Source organism: Cerasicoccus sp. TK19100 (assembly GCF_027257155.1).
Taxonomy (GTDB): domain Bacteria; phylum Verrucomicrobiota; class Verrucomicrobiia; order Opitutales; family Cerasicoccaceae; genus Cerasicoccus; species Cerasicoccus fimbriatus.
In genome coordinates this window covers 724,174-748,616 of the sequence record NZ_JAPWDU010000003.1, presented here as the reverse complement: position 1 = coordinate 748,616, position 24,443 = coordinate 724,174, and the positions used below count along the sequence as shown (strand labels likewise).

Genomic DNA, 24,443 nt, shown 5'->3' with positions numbered 1-24,443 from the left:
GCGCCAGCCGAATGGCTGACGCTTCAAAATTGAGAGTTTGCCCGATTTACGCCCGGCCTAGGTAGGTGCCGTCTTCGGTGCGGATCTTAAGAATTTCGCCGGGCTTGATGAACAGCGGCACCTGCACCACCAGACCCGTGGAGAGCGTGGCGGGCTTTTGCACGTTGGAAGCGGTGTCGCCCTTGACGCCTTCGGCGGACTCGGTGACTTCCATTTCCACGGCAGCCGGGAGGTTCACGGAAACCGGGTTGTCGTCCACAAAAAGGATTTCGTAGCTGTTGTTTTCAACGAGGTACATCTTGGCGTCGTCGCAGACTTCGGGCGGAAGCACGTGGTCTTCAAAGCTTTCCGGGTCCATGAAGTGGTAGCCCATCTCGTCGATGTAGGAATACTCGAGCTTTACGTTGGAAGTGTGGCAGAAGTCGACGCTGTCCGTGGAGCGGAACTTGGCGTTGGTCGAGACGCCGGTGTTAAGGTTGCGCATGGTTACCTGCACGAAACCAGCCTGACGGCCCTGCGTGCGGTGCTGCATATCGAGCACCAAATGCGGGGCATTCTGGTAGTTCATGACTCGGCCTTTGCGGATTTCGGTGGGTGACGCCATTGGGATTTCGGTGGTTGAAGTTGGTTTGCAGGAAAAACGCTGACTTGTGGGCAATTGCAGGCCCGGTGTCAAGATTAGTGAATACACAGGTAGAATCCACGCTTTACACCGCCGCGCAGGGCCCTACGTTCATTGGCTTTTGGAATCGATTCTACCCAGCACATGAAGCAACGGACCATTTTGCGCGAAGCCTCGGTAAAAGGCAAAGCCCTCCACACCGGGGAGGAAGTTACGCTGACTCTCAAGCCAGCGCCGGAAAACCATGGCATCGTCTTTCGCCGCATCGATCTTTACGGCAAGCCCGAGCTGAAGCCCGACGTCGCCCTCGTCTCCGACCTGGTCCGCAGCACCACTATTTCCAATGGGCACGCCAAGGTCCACACGATCGAGCACGTCCTCAGCGCCCTGCACGGCTGCGCGGTGGATAACTGCATTGTCGAGATGGACGCCAGCGAACCGCCCATCCTCGACGGCTCCGCCAAGCACTACGTGAACCTCATTCAGGAGGCCGAACCCGTCGTGCAGGAAGCCGAGCGCGAATACATGGAACTGGAAAACCCCATCAGCGTGACCAAGGGTGCCAGCTCGATCATCGCTCTGCCCAGCGACAAGCTGAAGATCACCTGCACCAGCGCGGACGACCGCGGCATCCACACGCAGCACTACTCGATCGAAATCGACCCTGAGACCTTCGCCGCGCAGATCGCCCCCGCCCGCACGTTTACCATTTACGAAGACATTGAGGAGCTCCTCAAGCTGGGCAAGATCCAGGGCGGCAGCCTCGACAGCGCCATCGTCATCAAGGGCGACAAAATTCTCTCCAAAGAGCCCCTACGCTTCAAGGAGGAGTTCGCCCGCCACAAGGTCCTGGATATCATTGGCGATCTGATGCTCCTCGGCAAACCGCTCAAGGCCCACATCGTCGCGGTCCGCCCGGGCCACGCGCTCAACGCCGAGCTCTGCCAGGCGATCATCGACTCCAAGAAGAAGGCCGCGAAAAAGGAAAAGAAGAAGGCCGTGCAGCAGGTCATGGAGCACGAGACACTGCTCGATATCCGCCGCATCCTCGACACGCTGCCGCACCGCTACCCCTTTGTCATGATCGACCGCGTGACCGACATCCCCAACCCGGATGAGCTGACCGCGATCAAAAATGTGACCATCAACGAACCGTATTTCCAGGGCCACTTCCCCGGCCACCCGGTTATGCCCGGCGTGCTGCAGATCGAAGCCATGGCCCAGGCCGCCGGCATCCTCATGCTGCGCCGCATCAGCTCGGAAAACAAAATCGCGTTCTTTATGAGCTGCGACAAGGTGAAGTTCCGCCAAGCCGTCATCCCCGGCGACCAAGTGGAGATCCACGTGAAGCTCACCAAGAACCGCGGCAACAAGATCGGCGTCGCCGCCGGCACCTGCAAGGTAAACGGCAAGGTCGCATCCTCGGCCGAATTGATGTTCACCATTACCGACGCGCCCAGCGACACGTAACCATTTCCATGCCCGACATCCACCCGACCGCGATCATCGAATCCGGCGCCCAGCTCGCTGATGGCGTCACGGTCGGCGCGTATGCCTACATCGGTGCGGAGGTCTCCATCGGCGCGGGGACGGTCGTCCACCACCACGCCACCGTGGAAGGCTGGACCACCATGGGCGAGGGCAACGAAGTCTGGCCCTACGCCATGGTCGGAGGCAAGACCCACGACCTCAAATACACAGGCGGACGCCCGGGCCTGAAGATCGGCGATCGAAACGTTTTCCGCGAATACGCCACCGTCCACTGCGGCACCAAAGACGGCGAGTTCACTACGATGGGCAACGACAACCACGTGCTCGCTTACAGCCACATCGCGCACGACTGCCAGGTGGGCAACCACCTCGTGATGAGCAGCCACGCCGCGCTCGGCGGCCACGTGATCGTGGGCGACCGTGTCGTCGTCGGCTGGAACGCTGGCACGCATCAATTTTGCCGCATCGGAAGCTACGCCATGGTCGGTGCCTGCGCCAAAGCCGTGCAGGATATCCCCCCTTTCATGATTGCCGACGGCAACCCCGCCGAGGTCCGTACGATCAACAAAGTCGGCCTCGAACGCGACGGCTTCACGGCGGAAGAAATTTCCCTTGCCCGTGCTATCTACAAGATCTTCTACCGCGAGAATCTTAACAAGACCCAGGCCCTTGAAAAGCTCCGCGAGCACCCGCAGGCCGATTCCCGCATCGCCCAAATGATCCTCGATTTCGCCGCCGCCGGCGACCGTGGATGGGCTTAACCCGCGCCAATCGCTAGCAGGCGGAACGCGAACCTCTGTGTTCGCCTCCTATCCTTCTATAAATACGCGACATCACTGCGCGCAGGGAACGCTATATTACACTGCAAAAGTGATGGCTTATATGCGAACACAGAGGTTCGCGTTCCGCCAGCTACAATTCCGTCAGCATCACCGCCTGCCCCACCGCTTTTCGCACAATGTGCGAAACTCTGGATGCAACCTCACGTTGCTCACTTCTTGCCGCGCATCCAGGCGGGCTTGGGGGGTTCGGGCAAGGAGCGTGCCTGGCCGAGCACCCCGCGGACGCAGGGTTGGCTGCGAAGCTTTTTAAACGACTCCGGGCGCAGTTGGCAGTTCAGCGAAACCCCAAGATCGGCATGCAGCGCGCGGTCGGGTGCGGTCATGATCGCCAACCGAACCGAAGTCGGGCCTTCGTTGCTTTGCAGGTAGTCCGACAGCTCGTGCGCGAAGTCATCGAGGCGCGTCGCATCGTTGTCCACGTAGAAGGTCACCGAATCGATAAAGGCCGACAGCGACGAGTCGAGCTTGGCCACGCGGTTGGCGTTGAGCCGCACTTCCTCGCGCTCGCTGTCGTAGCGGATCTCGCCCTCGACACACACGACGAACGCGTTCTCGAGGTTCTGCATATTCTGCTCGAAGGCGTCGGGGAAGACGTTGATTTGGTAAGCTTGCCGACGCGTCGAAAGCGTGAAAAACGCCCACGGCCGGTTGTCCTTACGCGTGAGTTTTTTAACGATGTTATTGATCACCCCGCACAAGCGGAAGCTCTCGCGATCCCAGCGCTTGAGGTCCTCATCCGGGCCAAAGCTGTTAATGATGTCATCAAGCCCGGCGTAGGCGTTCATCGGGTGGCCGGAGACGTAAAAACCGAGCAGCTCCTTCTCAAATTGAAGCTTATCGGTCTGCGTCATCTTGGGCCCGCGCGTGTCGTATTGGTTGTCACTGGACTTGCTGCCCGCAGCGGGCTCAGGCTCGGCCAAGAGGTCAAACAAGTTCGATTGGCCGGTCTCCTTGTCCTTCTGCAAGTCGGCGACTTCCGCGAGAATGCCCTCCATCGAGTCGAGCAAATGCTGGCGGTCCACGCCCTCAAAATCAAACGCGCCGGTCTTGATCAAACACTCGAGCACGCGCTTGTTGACGGCCTTCATATCGACGCGCTGCGCGAAATCGTGAAAGCCCTCGTAAGGACCATTTGCCTCGCGCTCGGCAATGATCACCTTTGCCGCCGCATCGCCCACGCCCTTAATCGCAGACATGCCGAAACGAATGCGACCCATTTCAGATTGCGGATTTTCGATTTCAGATTTCTGAGCACTCTCATCACCATTCCGCAATCCGCAATCCGCATTCTGCAATTGAACGACGGGCGTAAACATCTCCCGCGATTCGTTGATGTCCGGGCCGAGCACCTCGATCTTCATCGACTCGGCTTCCTCGACGAAGTGCGAAACCTTGTCCGCGTTACCGAGCTCCGATGACAGCACTGCCGCCATGAACTCGGTCGGGAAGTTCGCCTTCAAAAAGGCCGTGCGATACGAGAGCATCGCATAGGCCGCCGAGTGGGATTTGTTAAAACCATACTCCGCGAACTTCTCCAGGATGCCGAAGATTTCCGTGGCCTGCTTGGCGGAGATGTCATGGTGTTCCTTGGCACCCTTAATGAAGATCTCCTTCTGCTGATCCATGACGGACTTGATCTTCTTGCCCATCGCGCGGCGGAGAATATCCGCGCCGCCCAGTGTGTAGCCGGCGATGATCTGCGCGCTCTGCATGACCTGCTCCTGGTAAACGAGCACACCGTAAGTTTCCTCCACCAGCTCTTTCAAAAGCGGGTGCGGCACCTGAATCGTCGAGCGGTCTTTTTTACCCCGGATGTATTGCGGAATAAACTGCATCGGCCCCGGACGATACAGCGCGATGAGCGCCACAATCTCATCCATGCTCGACACTTCCAGCTGACGGCACAGCCCCTGCATGCCACCGGATTCCAGCTGAAACACGCCGACCGTTTTCGCCTCCTTGAGCAGTTGAAAAGTCGGGCCGTCTTCGAGGCTGACCTTTTCAATGTCGAAGTCGGCCATGCCCGGCAAACGGCGCACGTTCTCTTGTGCGTCGGAAATAACGGTCAGCGTTTTCAGGCCGAGAAAGTCACACTTGAGCAAGCCGAGGTCTTCGCTCGGCCCTTTTGGATACTGCGTGGTCAGGTCGCCTTCCTGCAGCGTCACCGGGATCAGATTCGTGATCGGCTGGTCCGCAATGATCACACCGCACGCGTGCTTGCCCGTATTGCGCACCATGCCCTCGATGACCTTGCCCTGCTCGATGATCTTCTTCGCAATCGGGTTGGTCTTGATCTCGGCGCGGAGCTCGGCCGACTTTTCCACGGAATCATCCAGCGAGATGTTCAGCTCGTCCGGGATCATCTTCGCGATTTTGTCCGCCTCACCGAAAGGAATGTCGTTCACGCGCGCCAGGTCACGCACGATCATCTTTGCGCCAAAGGTGCCGAAGGTGATGATGTTCGCCACGCGGTCTTTGCCGTATTTCTCGCGCACATAATTGACGACGTCATCACGGCGGCGCATGCAGAAGTCCACGTCGAAATCCGGCGGGCTGACGCGCTCAAGGTTGAGCATTCGCTCGAAGAGCAGGCCAAAGCGGAACGGGTCGATGTCGGTAATTTTCAACACGTAGGCGACCACGCAACCCGCACCCGAACCACGACCCGGGCCGACCGGAATCCCCCGGTCACGCGCCCACTTAATGAAGTCCCAAACGATCAGGAAGTAGTCGATGAAACCCGTGCCGATGATGATCGCCAGCTCGTAGTCCAGCTGATCGCAGACCTTGAGCTGGTATTGATACTCGTGGGTTTCATCGTCCGGTTTGGCCGCCGCGCGGAAGGTGTCGTAATCGACATCGTAGCGTTCCTTGACCCCCTCTTTGCAAAGCTCAAACAGGTAGAGGCCGTTTTTGCGAAAATCGAGACGCTCCTGGTCGGAAAGCGAGATCAGGTCCTTGCCATCGCGGGCGTTGATCTCGTTTTTCTTCTGCTCGTAGATGTCGAGAATGCGGTCGAAGTTGTCGACATCTTCCGCGTGCGTGATCTCGATGGGCTTCTCGTAAACGGGGTAATGGTCCTCGCCAAAGGGCAGCTTCACCTCGCACATTTCGGCGACGGCGTTGGTGTTGATGAGGCAGTTCGGATCGTAGCGGTCGAACACCTGCGCCATCTCCTGGCGGCTCTTCAGGTAGAACTGATTGCTGTCGTAGCGTAGCCGTTTTTCGTCGGCCAGCTTCGCGCCGGTCTGGATGCAGATCAGCGAATCGTGCGGCTTCCAGTCTTGGTCGTTGACGTAGTGAACGTCGTTGGTGGCGACGATTTTCAGGTCGAACTCCTTGGCCAGCTTGAGCAAATCCGGAATGATGCGCTGTTGCTCCTCGATGCCGTGGTCCATCAGCTCGATGAAGAAAAACTCTTTGCCAAACAAATCAACGAACCACCCGCAGGCCTCCTTGGCGCCCGCATAGTCGCCGTCCATCAGCCGCTGCGGAATCACCGCCGCCAGGCATCCGCTAAAGCCGATCAGGCCCTCGCTATGCTCGGCCAGCTGCCGCCGCGACACGCGCGGGTTGCGGTAAAAGCCCTCGGTATGGCCGAGGCTCACGAGCTTGGTCAGGTTCTGGTAGCCCTTGAAGTTGCGCGCCAAAAGACCCATGTGGTGGCTCTTTTGCTTGGCTTTGACGTCGTTGGTCGCGCCGAGCTCGTCCTCAAAAATCAGGTAAATTTCGCAGCCCAGCAGCGGCTTTACGCCGGCCTTGTCGGCCTTTTTATAAAAATCCGCCAAGCCGAACAGCACCCCGTGGTCGGTTATCGCGATCGCCTTTTGGCCCAGCTCCGCCGCCTTCTGGCACAGGCGATCGGTGCGGCTACAGCCATCGAGCAGGCTGTAATCCGTGTGAACGTGCAAGTGGACAAATTCAGGGTCTTTGGACATCGGCGAAACGCTCAACTGTGCCCGCCAATTTTTCCCAACGCAAGCGGAACAACTTCACGGCTTATTCACCATGTTATTCACATTAGTGAATAACTTCCCGCCTTGCCGCCAGAAAGACACTAGACGGCCAATTCCATTGTGAATAACAACCATTGATCACAGCACTCCGGCCCTGACCCCATTCGCAAACATTACAAAAATCTGGATGCAACGGCACGTTGCTTAGCGCCATTCGTGCTTGGGGTAGCGGCCCTTGAGCTCCTTTTTCACGCCTTCATAAGACGTCTTCCAGAAATTCGCCAAGTCCTCGGTGATTTGGCAGGGGCGGCCATTGGGGGCGAGCATTTCAACGACCAGCGGTATGCGGCCATTGCCAATCATCAGGTCTTTGGCGTCGACATCGTAAAAATCCTGCAGCTTGCTGGAGATCACCGCACGCGGGCCACCGGGTGCATCAGGCTCATATCGGATCGAGCCCGGCTTGCGGCGGTTGGGCAGCGTGAAGCTCTCCGGGGCCAAGTAGTCCAGTGCGGCCAGCTGCTCGCCCGTTAGCCAGTCTTTTAAAAACGGCCAAGGGTCCTTGTCGCGAATTTCCTTATAGCTCACGCAGCCGTAGCAGAATTGCTCCAAGATCATTTTGCGGGCCTCGTCGTCGATGACTTCGATCTCCAGCTCCGGGAAACTTTGCGCCGCAAAGTTAACACGCTTGATCCATTCATCCCGCTGGCCAGTCCACTTTTTCAGCTCCAGCTTGCCGGCCATAATTTCGTCGGCCAGTAGTGCGGCGGCTTGGTCACTGGTTGGCTCGCCGCGATCGGTGGAAGAAAGCACGAGGTCACGAAACTTACGCTCTTCACGCAGCACGACGCGGCGCATGTCCTTGTCGTAAACGACTTCACTTTGCACCGCAAAGTCATCCGGAAAAAATTCCTCCAGCCACGCTTCCTCAATCTCGGTTGCCAACGAGAGGATAGTATTCACGTCGCCACGCATTTCGATCTCGTCGATCTCGGCAGCCACGAATAGCTCGGCATCGCGAGCTGCGCTGTCGCGCTTCAGCTCGCCGCGGCGACCATGGACAATCGAACAGCGCAGCGTGCCGCGGCCATCGCGCTTGGCCAGGTGATCGGAAAACGCCAAGAGCAGACAGCGGCGCAGCGCATCCTCATCCAACGGGCCCGGGCCAGCGTTCAACCCCTGAGCTTCGGCAATGCGGCGGAACTGCTCGGCCGCGCGATCCGCGTCACGACTGGCGTTCGCGTGGATGCCCCATTGCCGGCAGAAGCCGTGGTTGAAGTTTTGCTTACGTGCCATGCCCCATGCCGAGAGCCATTGAAAAAAGTCTGAAGGCGAATCGCCAAGCACGGCCTCGCGTTCTTCGCGTTTACGGCGGTCGTTCAGCGGCAGCAGCAGATCACGCCCCTGGGCAAAGGCGGCCAGCAGCGCCGCATGCCAGACGCAGCCTTCCTCGTGCGCGGCGAGCAGGAGGCGAGCCCAGCGCGGGTGCAGCGGGAAGTCCGCCAACTTACGGCCAATCTCCGTCAGCTCGTAATGCTCGCCTTTTACTTTGCGTGGCAAATCAACTTTGCGACGCAAAGCACCAAGGTCCATCAGCAGTTCGATACCGCGATCCAGCGATGCTGGCTCGGGTTTTTCAAACCACGGAAATGCACGAAAATCGGTCACCCCGGCCTTGCCCAGCGAGAGCAGTGTTTCACTGAGGTCGATGCGCTTGATCTCCGCCAGTTCGCGTTCGTCACGATGCTCGTGCTCTTTCTCGCTCCATAGGCGCAGCGCGTGGCCCGGCGCCGTGCGCCCCGCGCGGCCCGCGCGCTGATCAGCGGAAGCACGGCTGGTCTTTTCGATGAGCAAGGTGTTCACGCCGCGATGCGGGTCGTAGCGCGCCACACGAACGAGACCGCTATCGATCACCAAGCGCACGCCATCGATGGTGATGGACGTTTCCGCAACGTTCGTCGCGACCACCACTTTGCGCTTATCGTATTGAGCGACGGCGGCGTCCTGTTCCTCAGGTCGCAGCTCGCCATAAAGCGGAAAGACCAACGACTCGCGCCCGGTCTTGGTGCACTGAATCGACTCCACTGTGCGCTTAATCTCATAGGCCCCCGGCATGAAGATCAGGCAATCGCCATCGTGCTCGCGGGCCAGTCGATCAAAGTGATGAGCGGCTTGATCCCAGACCGGCGCACCGGCCACTTTTTGTGCACCAGCGGAATATTCAATGGTCAGCGGGAAGGTGCGCGTCTCGACCGTCAGCACCTCGGCGGGGGCCAGGTAATCGGACAACGACTCCGTGTCGAGCGTCGCCGACATGACGATAATTTTCAGGTCCGGCCGCGTGGTTTCCTGCAGTTGCCGAACCATCGCAATCCCGAGATCGCTGTACAAATGCCGCTCGTGGAATTCGTCAAATACGACTGCGCCGACATTGGACAACTGCGGGTCAGTCAACATCTGCCGTAGCAGGATACCTTCGGTCACGAGCTTGATGCGGGTGTCAGCGCCGAACTGCCGGTCGAAGCGGATGTGGTAGCCCACCTCGTCGCCCAACCGTCCGCCACGCTCGTGGGCAATTCGCTTAGCCAAGAGCCGCGCCGCCAAGCGGCGTGGTTGCAGCACCACGATTTGTTGCCCCTCGGGCACGAGCCCAGCATCAAGGATGATCTGCGGTGCCTGCGTCGACTTACCCGAGCCGGTCGGGGCCTGCAAGATCGCGCGGGGAACTTTGCACTGCAAAGCACTTTGCAACGCAGAGCTAATCTGATGTATCGGCAAACTGAATCGATCCTGGCTCATTGGTATGGTAAAAGCAGCGCGTCCCAATCGGCGTCTGCGGGCGCGATAAGCCAGACGAATCGCGTAGGGCTGGCAACCTTCGTTTTAAAAATAGCCTGCGTAGCCGGGTAGCGATTGTTAAACACCGGGCTATACCAACCGGCGGGAAACGGCTCTTCTTGCCCACGCAATAGCTCCACCTCCCACTGGTCGTCACTAATCAGCTCCATGCGGAAGTTAGCGCCTTCCGCATCGGTCGTGATCAGCCCATGCTCTGTCTTCTCGACGACTCGGCCCGGGTGAAACAGCCAGCGGACTTCAACATCGGTCGGGCCAAAGGCGATCACTTCATCAATCACCGTCCACTTAACGCCTTGCAAATACTGCACCGTGCGGCGGTGTGTTTTCGGGCCTTTACCTTTCGTTGGACTTGCAGGGAATTTAACCTCTGCCTGAAACAGCCCGCCGACTCCATCCATCTTGGCAATCACCTCCATTGGCGCACCCACTTTGCCCGGCCCCGGCAGCGGTGCCTGGCCATCAAGCATCACGGTATTGTGCCCCATGGGGCCGGTGAAGTAATCCCGCATCGCGCCCGGCGTATAGTCGTAACGACCACTATCGACAAGAAAGTCCTTACCGCCAAACGACAGCGACAAGTGCAGGCGATCATTGTGGTGGTGATCGCTGCCATAAGGGCCAATATCGAAGAATGCCCACTGCGCATCGCCCGTCCAGCCGTCGCGCATGATCGCGTGGCCCGCCCACGGGTAGTATCGGGTCAACTCACGGCCCGGGCTTTCGCCCACCTGCCCATTGCTCGCCAAAAATTCCCAGTCCGGCCGATCAAAAATCCTCAGCGCCCGCTGCAGCTCAGCGCGATTATTTTTCAGGTCTGAATCGTTGTTCATCGGCCCGTTGCCATCGGGCCGCATCACGTAAGCAAAATAATCCCACATGCGCTCAATCGTGGGCTTCACGCGGTCGATTGATTCCTGCTTACCGGATACTTCAAGTATCTCCAGATACCGCTGAAAACTCAGCAACGCGACTAGCTGGTAATGATTCGTCAGCTCTTCGTAAGCGCCATCCGGATAAACTTGTTTTTCAATCAGCCCGGCCACCGATTCCACGGAATTACTAAGCCAGGCGTCCGCATCTTTAAACTCCGGAAACGCCACCGCGAGCAGCCCGAGCATGACCTTTTCGGTGAGCAAGTGGTTGCCCCAAAGCGAAGGGTAATTCATCAACGCGTCCGCATGATCGGGGATACTCGACAGCATGAGCAGCCGCGTTTCCGGCGAGAAATCAGTGGACTCACTCAGTCGAAAAAATGCATACAGCCAAGCGCGGTCGATGCGGCGCGCGACCTCCAACGGGCGCCACGCCGCGGAAAACGAACGCCCGCCGGGATAGGGATTCGCCCGCACCCAGTCCGCGATCACCGCGTTGGCAAACTGCGCATAACGCCGGTCACCTGAGGCCTCCCACATCGCAGTCACGGGTACCAGATAGCCCATGCGATTCACCCACCACGACCACTCCGGGCTGTCGCGCGGGCCGCGGTCCTCCCAGTCCAGTTGGCCCTCGGCAGTGCGCGGTTGCCGCCCATGATGCCCGCCTTGCTCATGGATGTCGCGCAAGGCTAACTCCGCAACTTCGTAGTTTGGCCCAATGCCGGTCACGTCATCGGCCAAGTTCTCCGACCAGGGTCGCGTACGATAATACTCAACTAAGGCAAACCCTGCCGCCGGCAGATTGCCCGCATTGAAAAGCTCACGCACTTTTTCCAAACCCGGATAGTTCAAGTCTATGGCGTTGAGCAGACCAGACAAACGCTCCGGGCTGAGCGGCAGCGTCTCAATGGAGTTGGGGAACACTTCACCGGGCGACAGCTTGGCTTCGCTCCAATCAACCACCTCCGGGCGTTGCCATTGACCCGCCTCAAGGCGGACCTGCTCAACGATGGCCTCGACCTCTTCCGGCGCATCTGCGAACGCCGCGCAACTCGCCAACCCAGACCACACGAGCCCCCAAAAAACACTGCGCAGTCCTTTGCGCATCGCTCAGGAAAGCCCGCGCGCCAGCAGTCGGCCCATCGGTTTGCTCAGCACCCAGAGCACCAGGCCAAGCAAAATTGCCAATACCGGGCGCACGACCTGGGTCAGCAAAAAGTAGCCTAGATAGCTGGGGTTAAAATCGCTCGCGCCTTCGATCAGGTTGGCCACCAGTAGCCACAAGCCCAGCACCAGAAAAAACAACGCACAAAGGCGCACGCCGAGGATCGCGTATGCGGTGGTGGAGTTCATTTAGCGCCCACCATAGTGGGCGGACGAAAAAGGAAAAAGGAAAAAGATCAAAGTTTATCGCGGCAAAAGAGAGATAATTGCCGGGCGCACTTTGCTGATTCAGCCCAAAGAGCAGTGACGCATCCCACGCCTTTTTCCTTTAACCTTTCCCTTTTTTCCTTCAAATCAACGCCATGGAACCCGACGAGCAGCAGCAAGCCATCATCCGACTGGAAAGCCAGTTGGCACACCTGCAACGGCATGTTGAACAGCAGGACCGCGAAATTTATCGACAGGGCGAGTTACTCAAGCGCGTTGTGCAACAGTCCGAGAAGCTCCGCGAGCGCATGGAAGACATGGCCGATGCCAAAGACATCCCCAACGAGCGCCCGCCGCACTATTAATGCACCTGGCTAACTTTGCATTACAAAGTTGCTATACCGCACCATCCTGCCCGGCAACCGTCGCGCCCCGCTCGCAGGCAGCATTCAGCGCATCGGGGACGGATTGCCCCGAGGTAAGGCCGTAAACTAAAGCCGCCATAAAGGCGTCACCCGCGCCCACAGTGTCCTTCACTTCGACCGGCGGTGACTTGGCGATGTGGACCTCACCATTGTCCCAAAAAACGCCGCCCTCGGCACCCCGGGTCACACAGATTCGTTTCGACCCGGCGATCACGTTGAGCTTTGCACATTGGTCGGCGACACCTTCAGCGGTATCGGCCTCAGGGTAGTCGGTCAGGCGGGAAAGCTCATTTTCATTCAGCTTCACCAAGTCGGATTTCGCCGCGAGCTTAAGCGCCAGCTCGATGTCGTCGTATGGCTCTCGGAGGTTGACGTCCAGGCACCGCATTGGCCCCTTCGGCCCAAGCAGGGACTCCAGTCGCTCGCGGTTGGTGTGCAGTCGCAAGGCCAGCGTGCCGTATACAATGGCGGCAGCTTGCGGGGCTACAGACAACACTGACTGGCCGACGTGGATTTCATCCCACGCCACCGGAATGGGAAATTCATAGCTGGCGTTACCGCCGTCGTCGAGGGTGGCGAGCACCGTTCCCGTCGGCAGTTCGTTGTCCTGCAGCACGTATTGCAGGTCCACGCCGCGCTCCTTCGCTCGGCGCAGGGCCTCCTCTCCCAAGAAATCACGGCCCACCGTCGAAACCATACGCGCATCTACGCCAAGCAGTGCGAGATGGCTGGCCACATTCAGCGGAGCACCGCCGAGAAAAAGACCGCGCGGCAGGCAGTCCCACAGGATTTCACCAAAGCAGAGGATCGTTGATTGAGACACAAATATGAGAGATTGGAGGTTAATTCAGGGAAAACATACCTACCCTGCCAGAAGCCTACGCCTGCCGCAACGGCAAAAGAATCTGACACAACGCACTTGGCGAGCAGCAAAATTTGCCTACTGTAACCGTATGAGTGTCTACGAGACAGAACCCCTCCTCGCCCAATATTTGTTACTCCACTACGGCTCCCCGGCCGAGATTTTACCCTACGCCTTCGGCCCGCAAGGCGCGCTGGATTTCCCCCGACGCTGCGTGGAAGACCTCGTGGCCCGCATTGATGTGCCACCCGGTGCCCGCGCCCTCGACGTCGGCTGCTCGGTTGGCCGCGCCAGCTTCGAGCTCGCCCGCGTGTGCGAGGAAGTCATCGGCGTGGATTTCTCCAAGAGCTTCATCGATGCCGCCATAACTTTGCGGGACAAAGCGCAACTCGACTACGAACGCCCGCACGAGGGCGACATCACCCTGCGCACTACCGCCGTGGCCCCCGACCGCGTGGAGCGTGACCGTGTGGACTTCCGCCAGGGTGACGCCATGAACCTGCCCGCCGACCTGGGAGTGTTCGATGTCGTCATGGCGTGTAATTTGATCTGCCGCCTCCCCGACCCAATGAAATTCCTCGACCGCGCAAAGCAGCTCGTCAAGCCCGGCGGACAGTTGGTCATTACCACGCCTTTCAGCTGGCTCGAAGAATACACGCCCAAGGAAAACTGGCTCGGCGGTCTGCCCGACAAGTCGGATTCCTTCCTCGGCCTGCGCAGCGCCCTCAGCGGCGACTTCAAGCTAGAGCTGACCCAGGACATGCCCATGCTGATCAAGGAGCACGCCCGCAAATACCAGTGGACGGTGGTCCAAGGAACGCGCTGGCGGCGGAAGAGTTAAGTTTCAAATAACAAAAGGTAGGGCGCAGTCTCCAGACAAGCCGCCAGCATCCTGTCTTGGGCTGAGCATGTCGAAGCTTGGATCGATTGATTTGCCCATTGGGCAAATACCACTCCACTGAGCGGCTTGTCTGGAGACTGCGCCCTACCTTTTGTAAAAAGCCACTTCGGCAACGAATTTCCTTTGCCAAAACCGAACGCTATCTGTCTATTTCCCCACTTTTTCTCGCGCTATGAACGAAACCCATGTGATCTCCATCGCCCAGGAAATAAACGTCCCCGTCATGCAAGTGGCGGCGACGGCCAAGCTGCTCGACGAAGGCGCCACCGTGCCCTTCATCGCCCGCTACCGTAAGGAAATGACGGGCCAGTTGGACGAAGTGCAGATCACCGCGATCCGCGACCGCTTGGGCGAGATGAAGGCCCTCGACGACCGCCGCGCATCGATCGTGAAGTCCCTCGAAGAGCGCAACCTGATGACCGACGACCTCAAGGCCAAGATCGACGCCGCCGAGTCCGTCGCCCGCCTCGAAGACGTTTACCAGCCCTACCGCCCCAAGCGCCGCACGCGCGCCATGATCGCGCAGGAGAAGGGCCTCGCCCCGCTGGCGGATTTCCTCTTCGAAAACCAGGGCGCCGCAGTCGACGCCGAGGCCGCGAAGTTCATCGTCGAGAGTGAGGAAGAAGACAAATCCGTGCCCGACGCCGAAGAGGCGCTCAAAGGCGCGCGCGACATTCTCGCCGAGCGCTTCAGCGACGACACCGAGATGCGCGTCGAGATGCGTAAGGTTTATGAGAACGACGCCATCCTCGAATCCAAGGTCATGTTTGGCAAAGAGGAGGAAGGCGCGAAATATCAGGACTATTTCGACTTCAGCGAATCGCTCAAAACCGTGCCCTCGCACCGCATGCTGGCCATCCGCCGCGGCGCGAACGAAGGCTTCCTGTTTTTCCGCATCGTCGTGGACGAAGAGCAGGCGACTGGCCTCATGAAACGCCGCTTCCTGACGGGCAATGGCGAGGCCGGCAAGCAAGTCGAGCTCGCCATTGAAGACTCCTTCAAGCGCCTGCTCGGACCGTCGATGGAGACCGACTCGCGCCTCTCCTCCAAAAAGCGCGCCGAGGAGCAAGCCACGAAGGTCTTTGCCGAAAACCTGCGCGAGCTGCTGCTGGCCTCCCCGCTCGGCCAAAAGCGCGTCATGGCGGTCGACCCCGGCTTCCGCACCGGCTGCAAAGTCGTCTGCCTCGACGCCCAGGGCGCGCTGCTGCACAACACCGTGATCTACCCGGGCATGGGCGGCTATAAGGACGAGGAGGCGAAGAACGTTGTCCTCGCGACCTGCCACCAGTTTAACATCGAAGCCATCGCGATTGGCAACGGCACCGCAAGCCGCGAGACCGAGGCGTTTATCAACAAGTGCGGCCTGCCCAAATCAATCACAGTCGTCATGGTCAACGAGAGCGGTGCGTCGATCTACTCGGCCTCCGAAGTCGCCCGTGAAGAGTTTCCCGACCAAGACCTCACCGTGCGCGGCGCGGTGTCGATTGGCCGCCGTTTGATGGACCCGCTGGCCGAGCTCGTGAAGCTAGACCCGAAGAGCATCGGCGTAGGGCAATACCAGCACGACGTCGACCAAATGAAGCTCAAGGACAGCCTCGACGACGTCGTCATCAGCTGCGTGAATGCCGTCGGCGTGGAAGTCAACACCGCCTCGAAGCAGCTGCTGAAATACGTTTCCGGCCTCAACACGCGCCTCGCCGAAAGCATCGTCGCCACGCGCAATGCCAACGGCCCCTTCCGCTCCCGTAAAGAGCTGCTCAAGGTTTCCGGCATGGGCCCGAAGAGCTACGAACAGTGCGCAGGCTTCCTCCGCATCCGCGATGGCGAGCACCCGCTCGACGGCTCCGCGGTCCACCCGGAACGCTACGCGCTCGTGGAAAAAATGGCCGCGGACGCCGGCTGCTCGGTCAAGGATTTGGTCCACAGCGGCGAGCACCGCGCGCGGATCCAATTGGAAAAATACGTGAGCGACGAAGTCGGCCTGCCGACGCTGAAGGACATCCAGTCCGAGCTTGCCAAGCCTGGTCGCGACCCGCGCGAAAAGTTTGAGGCGTTCAGCTTCGCCGAGGGCGTCAACAACATGGACGACCTTTCGCCCGGCCTCAAGCTGCCTGGGATCGTGACCAACGTCGCGGCCTTCGGCGCGTTTGTCGATGTGGGCGTGCACCAGGACGGCCTCGTCCACATCAGCGAGCTGAGCGACGACTTCGTCAACGACCCGGCAGAGGTGGTCAAAGTCCACCAACGCGTGCAGGTAACGGTGCTCGAAGTGGACATCCCCCGCAAGCGCATCTCGCTCTCCATGAAGACCCAACGCGACGGTGCCCAACCGCACAAACACGCCGGTCGTGGCGGCGATCAGCGCGGCCAGCGCAACGACCGTGGCCATCAGCGAGGCGGCCATAATCGCGGCAACTTCGGCGGCGGCCAGCGCGGCAATGATCGCGGACGTCAGCGCAACCAATCCTTCGGCAACTCGCTGGGTGATTTATTCTAGCTTCCCGCGGATCATTTTCTGAAAACATCCGGTGCCAAAGCTTGCTTAGGCACCGACTTTTTGACATCATCATCACCATGAAAAGTCGGTCCACGAGCATCCTAAGAAGCTCAATAAGTATCGCCGACTGCGCGACCAAGCGTCGCCGACTGTAGATCGAAGTGTCGGCGACACATAATTGAAGCGTCGGCGATGCTTCTGCCAAAGCAGGGTAAGGTGTTGGTCGTCACTACCGGGCTGTATACCCCTAACAAAGCCTGCATGCTTGCATGAGGGCTGAGTGTTGCCTGCAACGCTGAAGCTACTTGCGTTGAATGCCGTTCCGCAAAACAGAGGGCCAACATATGCTAAGACTGCACTCTGAGCAACGATGCAGACTGAGACAGCATAAGGGCTTGCACCAAACTTGGTTTTACTGATTATTTTTAATGAACAAAGCGCATTAAATCGCTTTTACCATTAAAACCGTCCTCAATATCTAATGAGAACACCAATTTATTTCGCCCTCCTCCTTTTACCCACTCTCAGCCTGTTGGCGAAGCCCAACGTGACCTACCCCGAAGTCTTCGAGGAATTCATCAATGGCTGGGTGGATTACGACGACGGCGCCTACGCGTCAGCCTTGCGCGCCTTTGCCCGCGCCAACAACCAGGACCCCGAGTTCTACCCTGCGCGGGAAGCCATGCAGGCCAGCTTGCTGCGTATGCGTATGCCAGAAATCGCGCAGGCTCTCACCGTCAAGACGCGCCGCCGGGTAAAAACTAAGATCAGCTACGAACCAATACTCGCCTTTTGGGGCCTCTACCACGACGCCGCACTACACTTGGAAAATTCCGCACCACTTGAGGAAGCAGTCTACCAACTACTGGAACAAAGCGCCGGGCTGCCGGTAACCAAGCTCAGCCCCACCTCTCAAGCATGGGACGAGCGAGGGAAAATAACCCCCGGCCAGTTTAACGCCATCGCCTTAGCTTATCCCGGTGACAGCGACGACAGCATTACTATCAGCCTGCACCTAATGGGCCAGTTCAACATTGCCGACAGCCAAGCCCTGGACGTGGAGATCGAAGGTGCCGCCCAATGGCAGCTAAAGCACAAGAAATGGATCCTCCAGATCAACAAAGCCAACATCACCGAGCTGGCCACAACGCCAGAGTTGCAGCAAGACATACGAGAAATGATTGATGGTGAACTTAAGCCAGTGATCATGCCATTTATCGTCGATGAAGAAACTGCGGCCATGGGATCCGTCGCCGCTCTGGATAAGCCTTGGGACATCATTTCCAAGGCTGCCGTGAGTGCACCCAATCCCGATGACTTCCTCGCCATAGCGCACAAGTTTGGCTATGACGACCTGCACGACTGGGGGTATTATCCCGTCTGCTTTGGCTACCCCGATTGGCTAGCGCACCAGCTACCGGTGGACCACCCGCAGCGCCCCTGGCTACTCGGCATCGTGCAGGACTACAACCGCACCTACGGACTCTACGACCACGACCGAGTGGATGAGATCAGAAACGAAATCATTCGAGACTACCCGGGGCATGAGGTCGGTATGGCAGTGCGCTTAACTCGGCTTGGGGGTGAGTTGGACTGGGCAAATCGACATGAAACCAGTCAACAGATGCTGACACTACTCAGTGCCCTGCAACCGCACCTTACCCCAACGGATAACGCCACTCTAATCGCGAAAAAGTAACGCATAGAAGAGACGCTACGCTTCTACGCAGGCCAAATCGATGCACCAACAAAACGTCCGCTTCTTTTTAACAGCATCCAGGTTCTGTGTGATCGGGAAGGAAACTTCTACCTGAAAGAGAAGTTCCCTCGAGAACCCAAACTACTGGAAGACATGTCCACCGAATCCACTTCCGACTATGCGCTTGATGCCGAGATAATGCTCAAACTAAAGAAGATCGATGCAAAGAGCCCGGAGTTCCTTGAGCAGTTTCTCGAACTCTATGCCCAATCGCCCAAGAACCCCCTGCTACTCGTCAAGGCCAACGCACTAAGACACAGTGTCAGTAAAAGTGGTAATGAGGACCTGCTTCGTACGGCCAATGAAACGCTGCTGCAGGTAACAATCGATATGATTGAATCCGGGCATTCGTGGTCAGTGCTCTATAATCAAATGAGATACGATGCCTATCGCTACAATCCCAAGTATGCGGAAAACAGCTATGCGCGCCTCAGAGCCGCGATGGAGGCGAGGGTACTAAACGACCAGATGCTGGATAAAAAGGCTTCCAAGTTTTATTACATCGCATCCAAATACGGGCTATCGTTTGTAAAGTTTTCACCGGAAGTTCAGGCCATCATTCGCCAACATTACCGAGAGCATGCCCCTGGTCATGTGCACAATGATTTTATGGGGTGGCTGCACCGCCGAAAGGACACCGTGAACCTCTCCAGTGAGATCAATTATGCCGTGGATCAATTTGCATTCAGTTCCGAAAAGCGAACCCTCATTACCGTCGATAAGTATGCACAGTTCTTTCTCGCTGCCAACGAACCCGAAAAAGCCATCAATCTTATCACAGAAGCAGCCGCTCATTACGATTTAGAGCCGTCCGAACTGCCTCTGGACAATAAAATAACCTACGTTCGAGCATTGCTGGCCAATGGACAATACGAATCGGTTATCGCCGAGGTCGATTCCATCCTTGCTACAACCGACGGTGAATTCGTCACCTATCTTGAGCTTTGGTATGATGGCGAATTCCGAAAAAGCTCATTTATCCCAGCCTCCAAACGGTTGCTCACATACAAAGATGAGGCACTTGAGAAAATGAACCAAGCACAGGAGAATGGTAGAAAAGATTCCTTGGTTCAATGAGGCGGCATGTGGGGCACAAGGCGAGGCAGCATTACGCCGCCGGAATGTAATCCACGCCAAGGCGGTAGCCGCGCGTTTGCAAGCCCTGCTCGATGAGTTCGCGCGCGCCGCGCGAGCCGACGTAGATAATAACTCCGGCCGGGCCTGGCTCGGGAAGCTCGTCGGGTGAGCGGACGCTGATGCCCTCGATCTCCTGGCCAATCTTATTCGGGTCGATGTCGATGAAGGCGGCGACTTTTACGCCGAGTCTTCGCAGATGCTGCAAGCGCTTGCGTGTGGTCCGGCCTGCACCCCAAACATAGAGCTCGCGGCGGGCAAAGGTACGCTTGAGCCAGCGGTGCAAGTAGTAGGCCTTCAGTTGGTAAAACACATCCACGTCGTAGCGCGGATCGGTGCGCGAGAGACGCGTTTCCGAGTCGCGCCAATGCAGGAGAAACTCCGGACACTTGCCCATGCGGACCCCGGCGTCCGCCCAGCGCAGCCATAGTTCATAGTCCTCGGGGAAATCCCCGTTTTTATAGCCGCCAAACTCCTCCACCACACTGCGGCGAAACGCGACGCTGGGGTGCGCAAAGGGTGACTCCACAAAACGATAGCGCTCGATGTCAGCAGGCGTGATCAGGCTATTAATCCAGTCCACATAGTTCGCATAGCCGAGGAACTTCTCGCGGTCACCGATGTAGGTTACACAACTGCCGACAATACCGATATCCGGGTTTTCTTCCAGAAAACGAATCTGTGTTTCGAGCCGGTGAAAGGTCGCAATGTCATCGGCGTCCATACGAACGAGGTAACGCCCTTCGGAACTTTGTATCGCAAAGTTAAGCGCATCAACAATGCCTCGCCCGGGGTTCATCTGGCAGCGAATACGTGGATCGGCCTGCGATAGTTTTCGCGCGATGGCACCGGTGGAGTCGGTCGAGTGGTCATCCACCAACAACAACTCCCAGGCGTAAAGCGACTGGGCCATAATCGACCGCACGGCGAGCTCGAGCGTATCCTCGGCATTCCTCACCGGCAGCAAGACCGATACTTGAGGTGGCATATCCGGAATGCTACGACCGGAGTTGTGCAGCGCAAGCGCCAAGGTTCCTATTTTCCGGTGATTTTTATTAATAATAATCTTATCCCAAATACGAGCAAACCCACCGGCCCAAAGAGCCAGCAGAGCAGTAGCTCGACCGGGATCCTCATCTTGCGCTTGCGCGCTTCGACGAACAAGGATTCGCCCAAAAACAGGTTTAGAATCTGTGCGTGCAGCCAGAGAATGAGAAAGACGATCGGGTGCGCGGCGACGGCCGCCTGGTCACTGTAGTCCAGCCCCGTCGGCGCATCGGGCAGGCCAAGTGTCCACAGTTGATAATACAAATACAGCAGCCCGATCGCGAACAACGGCGGGGCCAAAAACGGCGAGCACAGGTGACGCGTCATCGGCTTGCCAGGCAAGAAAATCATTAACGCCCAAAACGGCGCGCCGGCCAAGGTGATGATCCAGAACAGCCGCGTGAGCGTCTCCCCGGCAAAGAATTCGATCATCCAGCTAGGCATGTTGGGCGTGGATTTTTAGCCGCGGATGGACACGGATGAAACGCGGTATTTGCATTGAGTCGGAATTAATCAGCCAGCCACGAACTTGGCAAAAAAATTTCCCCGCCCGGTAATTAACCGGACGGGGACCTCTCATCTACCCCTAGTTTGATCGGGATGCCTCACACCCCGAACAACTGGAAATTATTCTTTTATATATCACCTAGTATTTGACGCCGCAACCGTAAGGCTTGCTCTTTGGCGTGGTGATGTTCTTGCCCTCCATGGCGGCAGTCAGGGCCAGGTCCACGTAGTTGTCGGACTTGGCGATGTCGTCCGGGTTGGCGGAGCGCTTGCTGTCGATCGCGCCCATGTAGACAATCTTACCGTCCGGGTTGATCACATACATCTGCGGCGTGTTGGTGGCACCATATTCCTTGCCGACTTTGCCGGTTTCGTCCACGAGGTAAGCCGTGCCGGACCAGCCCTTTTCGTCGTTGGTGGCCTGTGCGTCAGCGACATCCATGTGGCCTTGCTTGTCGGGGGCGGAAGAACAGATCGACAGCCAAACGACATCTTTGCCCGTCCACTCCTTTTGCAGTTCGGGCATTTTGCCGGACTGGTCGTAGAACTTTTTGACGAACGGGCAACCGTAGTTCGTCCATTCGAGGACGACCCACTTGCCCTTATATTGGTCGAGGCTGTATTCCTTGCCATCGGCGGCCGGGAGGGTGAAGTCAGGCGCGGTCTGGCCCACGTCCACCTTGGCGGAAGCGGTCAGCGCGAGGGAAAAAATTGATGCGGCGAGAAGAAGATTTCTAATGGTTTTCATAGCTGTGGAGGAGTTGTGTTTAGAGAATGACCCGAGTTGTTCGAATTTGTTCAAATAATATTAATCGCCGACAGATGAATTTCGTCAAATTACTTGCGCCGATTTCCCAATGAGGCAAAGTTCAGCCCATGCAGGCAGATGAGATTTGGCAGGAATTGAAACGTGAGGCGGAAAACGTGGCTCGGCGTGAGCCCGCGCTGTCCGGTCTCATGAACGAAGTCATCCTGCAACGTCACAGCCTGCAAGAGGCCCTCAGTGTGCGCCTGTCGCGCAAGCTGGCCTACCACGCCACGCCCGAGGGCTACCTGAAAGAGATATTCATGGAGGCCTTCGACCAGGACCCCAACCTCTCCAAGCGCGTCATTAACGACATCCAGGCCGTCAACGAGCGCGACCCGGCCTGCCCCAATGCGCTCTATCCGGTGCTGTATTTTAAGGGATTTCAGGCGCTGACCTGCTATCGCATCGCGCATCACTTGCTCATACATGAGCGAGAGGACCTCGCCTTCTATCTGCAAAGCCTTATCAGTGAAGTTTTTGCGGTAGATATCCACCCGGCCGCTAAGATCGGCTCTGGCATTCTCCTCGACCACGCTACGAGCTTTGTGGCGGGCGAAACCGCCGTGATCGAAGACGACGTCTCCATCCTGCACGAAGTCACTCTCGGCGGGACCGGTAAGGAAAAGGGCGACCGCCACCCGAAAGTGCGCCATGGCGTGCTCATCGGCGCGGGTGCTAAATTACTGGGCAACATCGAGATCGGCCAATGCGCCAAGATCGGTGCCGGCTCGGTCGTGCTGACCGATATACCCGCGCATAGCACCGCCGTTGGCGTGCCCGCGCGCGTAATTGGTGTCGCCAGCGAAGACGAGCCCTGCCGCGCCATGGAGCACCGCTTCAGCAACTCGGAGTCTTAGCCAGCCTCCGGCTGGACCGATAAATTTGCACATTGTGCACATGCCACTCCGCTGAGGCGGCTTGTCCCGCTCAGCGGGACTGCGCCCTACCCTTTTCGCGCAATGCGCGAAACTATCGATGCAATGGGACGCTGCCCGGACGCTGGTGATCCCAGGGGAAGGTCCAGGAGTAGTCGCGCTCGTGTCGCCACATGGTGAACTCTTCGAACATCTTGCCCGGGTTCAGAATGCCATTGGGGTCGAGCGCGTCCTTGATGCGCTTCATCGCGGCAATCTCCGCCTTGCTGTGTTGCAGGTGCATGAAGGGGCTTTTCGCCAAGCCGATGCCATGCTCACCGGTGATCGCGCCGCCGAGCTCCACCACTTTCTCCATGAGCAGTTGCAGGCCGCGCTCGGCCTGGGCGCACTGGTCGGGGTCGCCGTGGTCATACATCAGGTGGACGTGGAAGTTGCCATCGGCCACGTGGCCAAAGGTCGGCGTCGCGAGCCCGGTCTGCTTCTTCAGCTCCAGGGTATAGCGGATCAGCGCCTCGTAGGACTGCACCGGCACAACGATGTCTTCGTTGAGCTTGGTGTCGCCCATCTGGAACATCGCCTGCGAGCAGGTGCGCCGCGCCTCCCAGAGAGATTCAGCCTTTTCCGGATCACTGGTGTGGCGGCTGGCCAGGGCGCGCTCGGTAAAGAGCGTTTGGACGACTTTTTTCGTTTCCCGAACGGCGGCAGGGTGGCCATCCAACTCCAGCAACAGCAGCGAGCAATGCGGCAGCTTGGGGAAAAACGGGCCGCCACGGCGACGCTGCGCGCAGTCCACGCTTTGCCGGTCGAGGAACTCCAATATGCTCGGGACGACGCGTAAGCCGAGCAGCTTTTTAACCGCACGCAGGGCCTGGGTTTCATTTTGAAAAGCGGCGAGGCAGGTCCAGCGCGCGGCAGGCTTGGGGATCAGCTTCAGGGTGGCGCGGGTGACGACACCCAGCATGCCCTCAGAGCCGATCCACAGGTCGCGCAGATTCAAGCCAGAGGCAAATTTCTTCAGCGGTGCGCCCCAGCGGACGGGTTCGCCGGTCGGCAGGAAGCCCTCCAGCTCGTAAACGTAGTCACGCGTTACGCCATACTTGGCACCACGGAGGCCACCGGCGTTGGTGGCGATATTTCCACCAATCGTGCAGTGTTTGAGCGAGGACGGGTCAGGCGGGTAGAACCAGCCTTTGCGCTCGGCGGCATCGTTAATATTCTTGGTCACGGCACCGGCCTCCACGTGCGCCATGCCCGCGGTGGCGTCGATGCGAATCTTCGTCCATCCGGAAAGATCGAGCACCCAGCCGCCCTTTACCGGCGAGGCCGCGCCCGTCGTCGCCGAGCCCGCACCACGCGGGGTGATCGGCACACGCAGCTCGTTGGCCAGGACGAGCAATTGCTGCAGCGCGTCATCCGTTTGGGGGCGGACCACCGCATCGGGCCGAAACCGCAGGCGCGCGCTGTCGAGCGAGCAGCGGGCAAGGTCTTCCTCGGCGGTGCTCACGGCATCGCCTAAACGCCGGCGTAGCCGGGTAAGCTGGGATTTATTCGTCACCCGCCCATGCAAAGCGGTAATCCGCCGCAAGGCAAACCGGGACTGTAACGGATCGTC

The 24,443-nt window shown here is 58.4% G+C and carries 18 protein-coding genes; 8 read left to right on the top strand and 10 right to left on the bottom strand.

The window, feature by feature from the left end:
* Positions 1 to 46 precede the first annotated feature (46 nt).
* Positions 47 to 604 (bottom strand): elongation factor P, encoded by a 558-nt coding sequence (efp, locus tag O3S85_RS09700; RefSeq protein ID WP_269540060.1) that lies wholly within the window; start codon positions 602 to 604, stop codon positions 47 to 49.
* A 162-nt stretch (positions 605 to 766) separates the two neighbouring features.
* Between efp and O3S85_RS09695 the strand changes: the two genes are divergently transcribed.
* Positions 767 to 2,092: a bifunctional UDP-3-O-[3-hydroxymyristoyl] N-acetylglucosamine deacetylase/3-hydroxyacyl-ACP dehydratase gene (locus O3S85_RS09695; protein ID WP_269540058.1), complete on the top strand. Its 1,326-nt coding sequence runs from the start codon at positions 767 to 769 to the stop codon at positions 2,090 to 2,092.
* A gap of 8 nt (positions 2,093 to 2,100) precedes the next feature.
* A complete protein-coding gene (gene lpxA, locus O3S85_RS09690; protein WP_269540056.1) occupies positions 2,101 to 2,874 on the top strand; it encodes an acyl-ACP--UDP-N-acetylglucosamine O-acyltransferase in 774 nt (257 codons plus the stop codon).
* 230 nt (positions 2,875 to 3,104) lie between these two features.
* Here lpxA and dnaE read toward each other — a convergent pair whose 3' ends face one another.
* The 4 genes from dnaE to O3S85_RS09670 all read right to left on the bottom strand — a co-directional run bounded on the left by dnaE (position 3,105) and on the right by O3S85_RS09670 (position 11,998).
* Positions 3,105 to 6,893, bottom strand: coding sequence for a DNA polymerase III subunit alpha (dnaE, locus tag O3S85_RS09685; protein WP_269540054.1), 3,789 nt, complete (start codon positions 6,891 to 6,893; stop codon positions 3,105 to 3,107).
* A gap of 222 nt (positions 6,894 to 7,115) precedes the next feature.
* Positions 7,116 to 9,710 carry an ATP-dependent helicase HrpB gene (hrpB, locus tag O3S85_RS09680; protein ID WP_269540052.1) on the bottom strand — a complete coding sequence of 865 codons (2,595 nt, stop codon included), beginning with the start codon at positions 9,708 to 9,710 and terminating at the stop codon, positions 7,116 to 7,118.
* Positions 9,707 to 11,752: an alginate lyase family protein gene (locus O3S85_RS09675; protein WP_269540051.1), complete on the bottom strand. Its 2,046-nt coding sequence runs from the start codon at positions 11,750 to 11,752 to the stop codon at positions 9,707 to 9,709. Before O3S85_RS09675 ends, hrpB begins: the two co-directional genes overlap by 4 nt.
* A 3-nt stretch (positions 11,753 to 11,755) precedes the next feature.
* Complete coding sequence (locus tag O3S85_RS09670) at positions 11,756 to 11,998, bottom strand: hypothetical protein (protein WP_269540049.1); 243 nt, start codon at positions 11,996 to 11,998, stop codon at positions 11,756 to 11,758.
* Between the two features lie 173 nt (positions 11,999 to 12,171).
* On the opposite strand from O3S85_RS09670, the gene O3S85_RS09665 reads away from it, so the two are divergent.
* A complete protein-coding gene (locus tag O3S85_RS09665; RefSeq protein WP_269540047.1) occupies positions 12,172 to 12,381 on the top strand; it encodes a SlyX family protein in 210 nt (69 codons plus the stop codon).
* Between the two features lie 31 nt (positions 12,382 to 12,412).
* On the opposite strand, the gene O3S85_RS09660 is transcribed toward O3S85_RS09665, so the two are convergent.
* Positions 12,413 to 13,264, bottom strand: coding sequence for a carbohydrate kinase family protein (locus O3S85_RS09660; RefSeq protein WP_269540045.1), 852 nt, complete (start codon positions 13,262 to 13,264; stop codon positions 12,413 to 12,415).
* Positions 13,265 to 13,394: 130 nt separating this feature from the next.
* On the opposite strand from O3S85_RS09660, the gene O3S85_RS09655 reads away from it, so the two are divergent.
* The 4 genes from O3S85_RS09655 to O3S85_RS09640 all read left to right on the top strand — a co-directional run bounded on the left by O3S85_RS09655 (position 13,395) and on the right by O3S85_RS09640 (position 19,537).
* Positions 13,395 to 14,144, top strand: coding sequence for a putative 4-mercaptohistidine N1-methyltransferase (locus tag O3S85_RS09655; RefSeq protein WP_269540043.1), 750 nt, complete (start codon positions 13,395 to 13,397; stop codon positions 14,142 to 14,144).
* A gap of 232 nt (positions 14,145 to 14,376) precedes the next feature.
* On the top strand, positions 14,377 to 16,701 hold the full coding sequence (locus O3S85_RS09650; protein ID WP_269540041.1) for a Tex family protein: 2,325 nt from the start codon (positions 14,377 to 14,379) through the stop codon (positions 16,699 to 16,701).
* A 481-nt stretch (positions 16,702 to 17,182) separates the two neighbouring features.
* Positions 17,183 to 18,400 carry a hypothetical protein gene (locus tag O3S85_RS09645; protein ID WP_269540040.1) on the top strand — a complete coding sequence of 406 codons (1,218 nt, stop codon included), beginning with the start codon at positions 17,183 to 17,185 and terminating at the stop codon, positions 18,398 to 18,400.
* A 153-nt stretch (positions 18,401 to 18,553) separates the two neighbouring features.
* A complete protein-coding gene (locus O3S85_RS09640; protein WP_269540038.1) occupies positions 18,554 to 19,537 on the top strand; it encodes a hypothetical protein in 984 nt (327 codons plus the stop codon).
* Positions 19,538 to 19,568: 31 nt separating this feature from the next.
* Here the strand turns inward: O3S85_RS09640 and O3S85_RS09635 are convergent, their stop codons facing one another.
* The 3 genes from O3S85_RS09635 to O3S85_RS09625 all read right to left on the bottom strand — a co-directional run bounded on the left by O3S85_RS09635 (position 19,569) and on the right by O3S85_RS09625 (position 21,896).
* Positions 19,569 to 20,624, bottom strand: coding sequence for a glycosyltransferase (locus tag O3S85_RS09635; RefSeq protein ID WP_269540036.1), 1,056 nt, complete (start codon positions 20,622 to 20,624; stop codon positions 19,569 to 19,571).
* A 5-nt stretch (positions 20,625 to 20,629) separates the two neighbouring features.
* The gene (locus O3S85_RS09630; RefSeq protein ID WP_269540035.1) at positions 20,630 to 21,085 is read right to left on the bottom strand and encodes an abscisic acid-deficient protein Aba4 family protein; all 456 of its coding nucleotides are present in this window, start codon (positions 21,083 to 21,085) and stop codon (positions 20,630 to 20,632) included.
* Between the two features lie 202 nt (positions 21,086 to 21,287).
* The gene (locus O3S85_RS09625) at positions 21,288 to 21,896 is read right to left on the bottom strand and encodes a thioredoxin family protein (RefSeq protein ID WP_269540034.1); all 609 of its coding nucleotides are present in this window, start codon (positions 21,894 to 21,896) and stop codon (positions 21,288 to 21,290) included.
* Positions 21,897 to 22,024: 128 nt separating this feature from the next.
* Between O3S85_RS09625 and cysE the strand changes: the two genes are divergently transcribed.
* Positions 22,025 to 22,813, top strand: coding sequence for a serine O-acetyltransferase (gene cysE, locus O3S85_RS09620; RefSeq protein ID WP_269540032.1), 789 nt, complete (start codon positions 22,025 to 22,027; stop codon positions 22,811 to 22,813).
* A 112-nt stretch (positions 22,814 to 22,925) separates the two neighbouring features.
* Here the strand turns inward: cysE and O3S85_RS09615 are convergent, their stop codons facing one another.
* Positions 22,926 to 24,335: an FAD-binding oxidoreductase gene (locus O3S85_RS09615; protein ID WP_269540031.1), complete on the bottom strand. Its 1,410-nt coding sequence runs from the start codon at positions 24,333 to 24,335 to the stop codon at positions 22,926 to 22,928.
* Between the last annotated feature and the right edge of the window lie 108 nt (positions 24,336 to 24,443).

Coding starts and splice junctions, on each gene's coding strand:
- efp (WP_269540060.1), bottom strand. CDS start 604: ATGGCGTCACCCACCGAAATCCGCAAAGGCCGAGTCATGAACTACCAG.
- O3S85_RS09695 (WP_269540058.1), top strand. CDS start 767: ATGAAGCAACGGACCATTTTGCGCGAAGCCTCGGTAAAAGGCAAAGCC.
- lpxA (WP_269540056.1), top strand. CDS start 2,101: ATGCCCGACATCCACCCGACCGCGATCATCGAATCCGGCGCCCAGCTC.
- dnaE (WP_269540054.1), bottom strand. CDS start 6,893: ATGTCCAAAGACCCTGAATTTGTCCACTTGCACGTTCACACGGATTAC.
- hrpB (WP_269540052.1), bottom strand. CDS start 9,710: ATGAGCCAGGATCGATTCAGTTTGCCGATACATCAGATTAGCTCTGCG.
- O3S85_RS09675 (WP_269540051.1), bottom strand. CDS start 11,752: ATGCGCAAAGGACTGCGCAGTGTTTTTTGGGGGCTCGTGTGGTCTGGG.
- O3S85_RS09670 (WP_269540049.1), bottom strand. CDS start 11,998: ATGAACTCCACCACCGCATACGCGATCCTCGGCGTGCGCCTTTGTGCG.
- O3S85_RS09665 (WP_269540047.1), top strand. CDS start 12,172: ATGGAACCCGACGAGCAGCAGCAAGCCATCATCCGACTGGAAAGCCAG.
- O3S85_RS09655 (WP_269540043.1), top strand. CDS start 13,395: ATGAGTGTCTACGAGACAGAACCCCTCCTCGCCCAATATTTGTTACTC.
- O3S85_RS09650 (WP_269540041.1), top strand. CDS start 14,377: ATGAACGAAACCCATGTGATCTCCATCGCCCAGGAAATAAACGTCCCC.
- O3S85_RS09645 (WP_269540040.1), top strand. CDS start 17,183: ATGAGAACACCAATTTATTTCGCCCTCCTCCTTTTACCCACTCTCAGC.
- O3S85_RS09640 (WP_269540038.1), top strand. CDS start 18,554: ATGTCCACCGAATCCACTTCCGACTATGCGCTTGATGCCGAGATAATG.
- O3S85_RS09630 (WP_269540035.1), bottom strand. CDS start 21,085: ATGCCTAGCTGGATGATCGAATTCTTTGCCGGGGAGACGCTCACGCGG.
- O3S85_RS09625 (WP_269540034.1), bottom strand. CDS start 21,896: ATGAAAACCATTAGAAATCTTCTTCTCGCCGCATCAATTTTTTCCCTC.
- cysE (WP_269540032.1), top strand. CDS start 22,025: ATGCAGGCAGATGAGATTTGGCAGGAATTGAAACGTGAGGCGGAAAAC.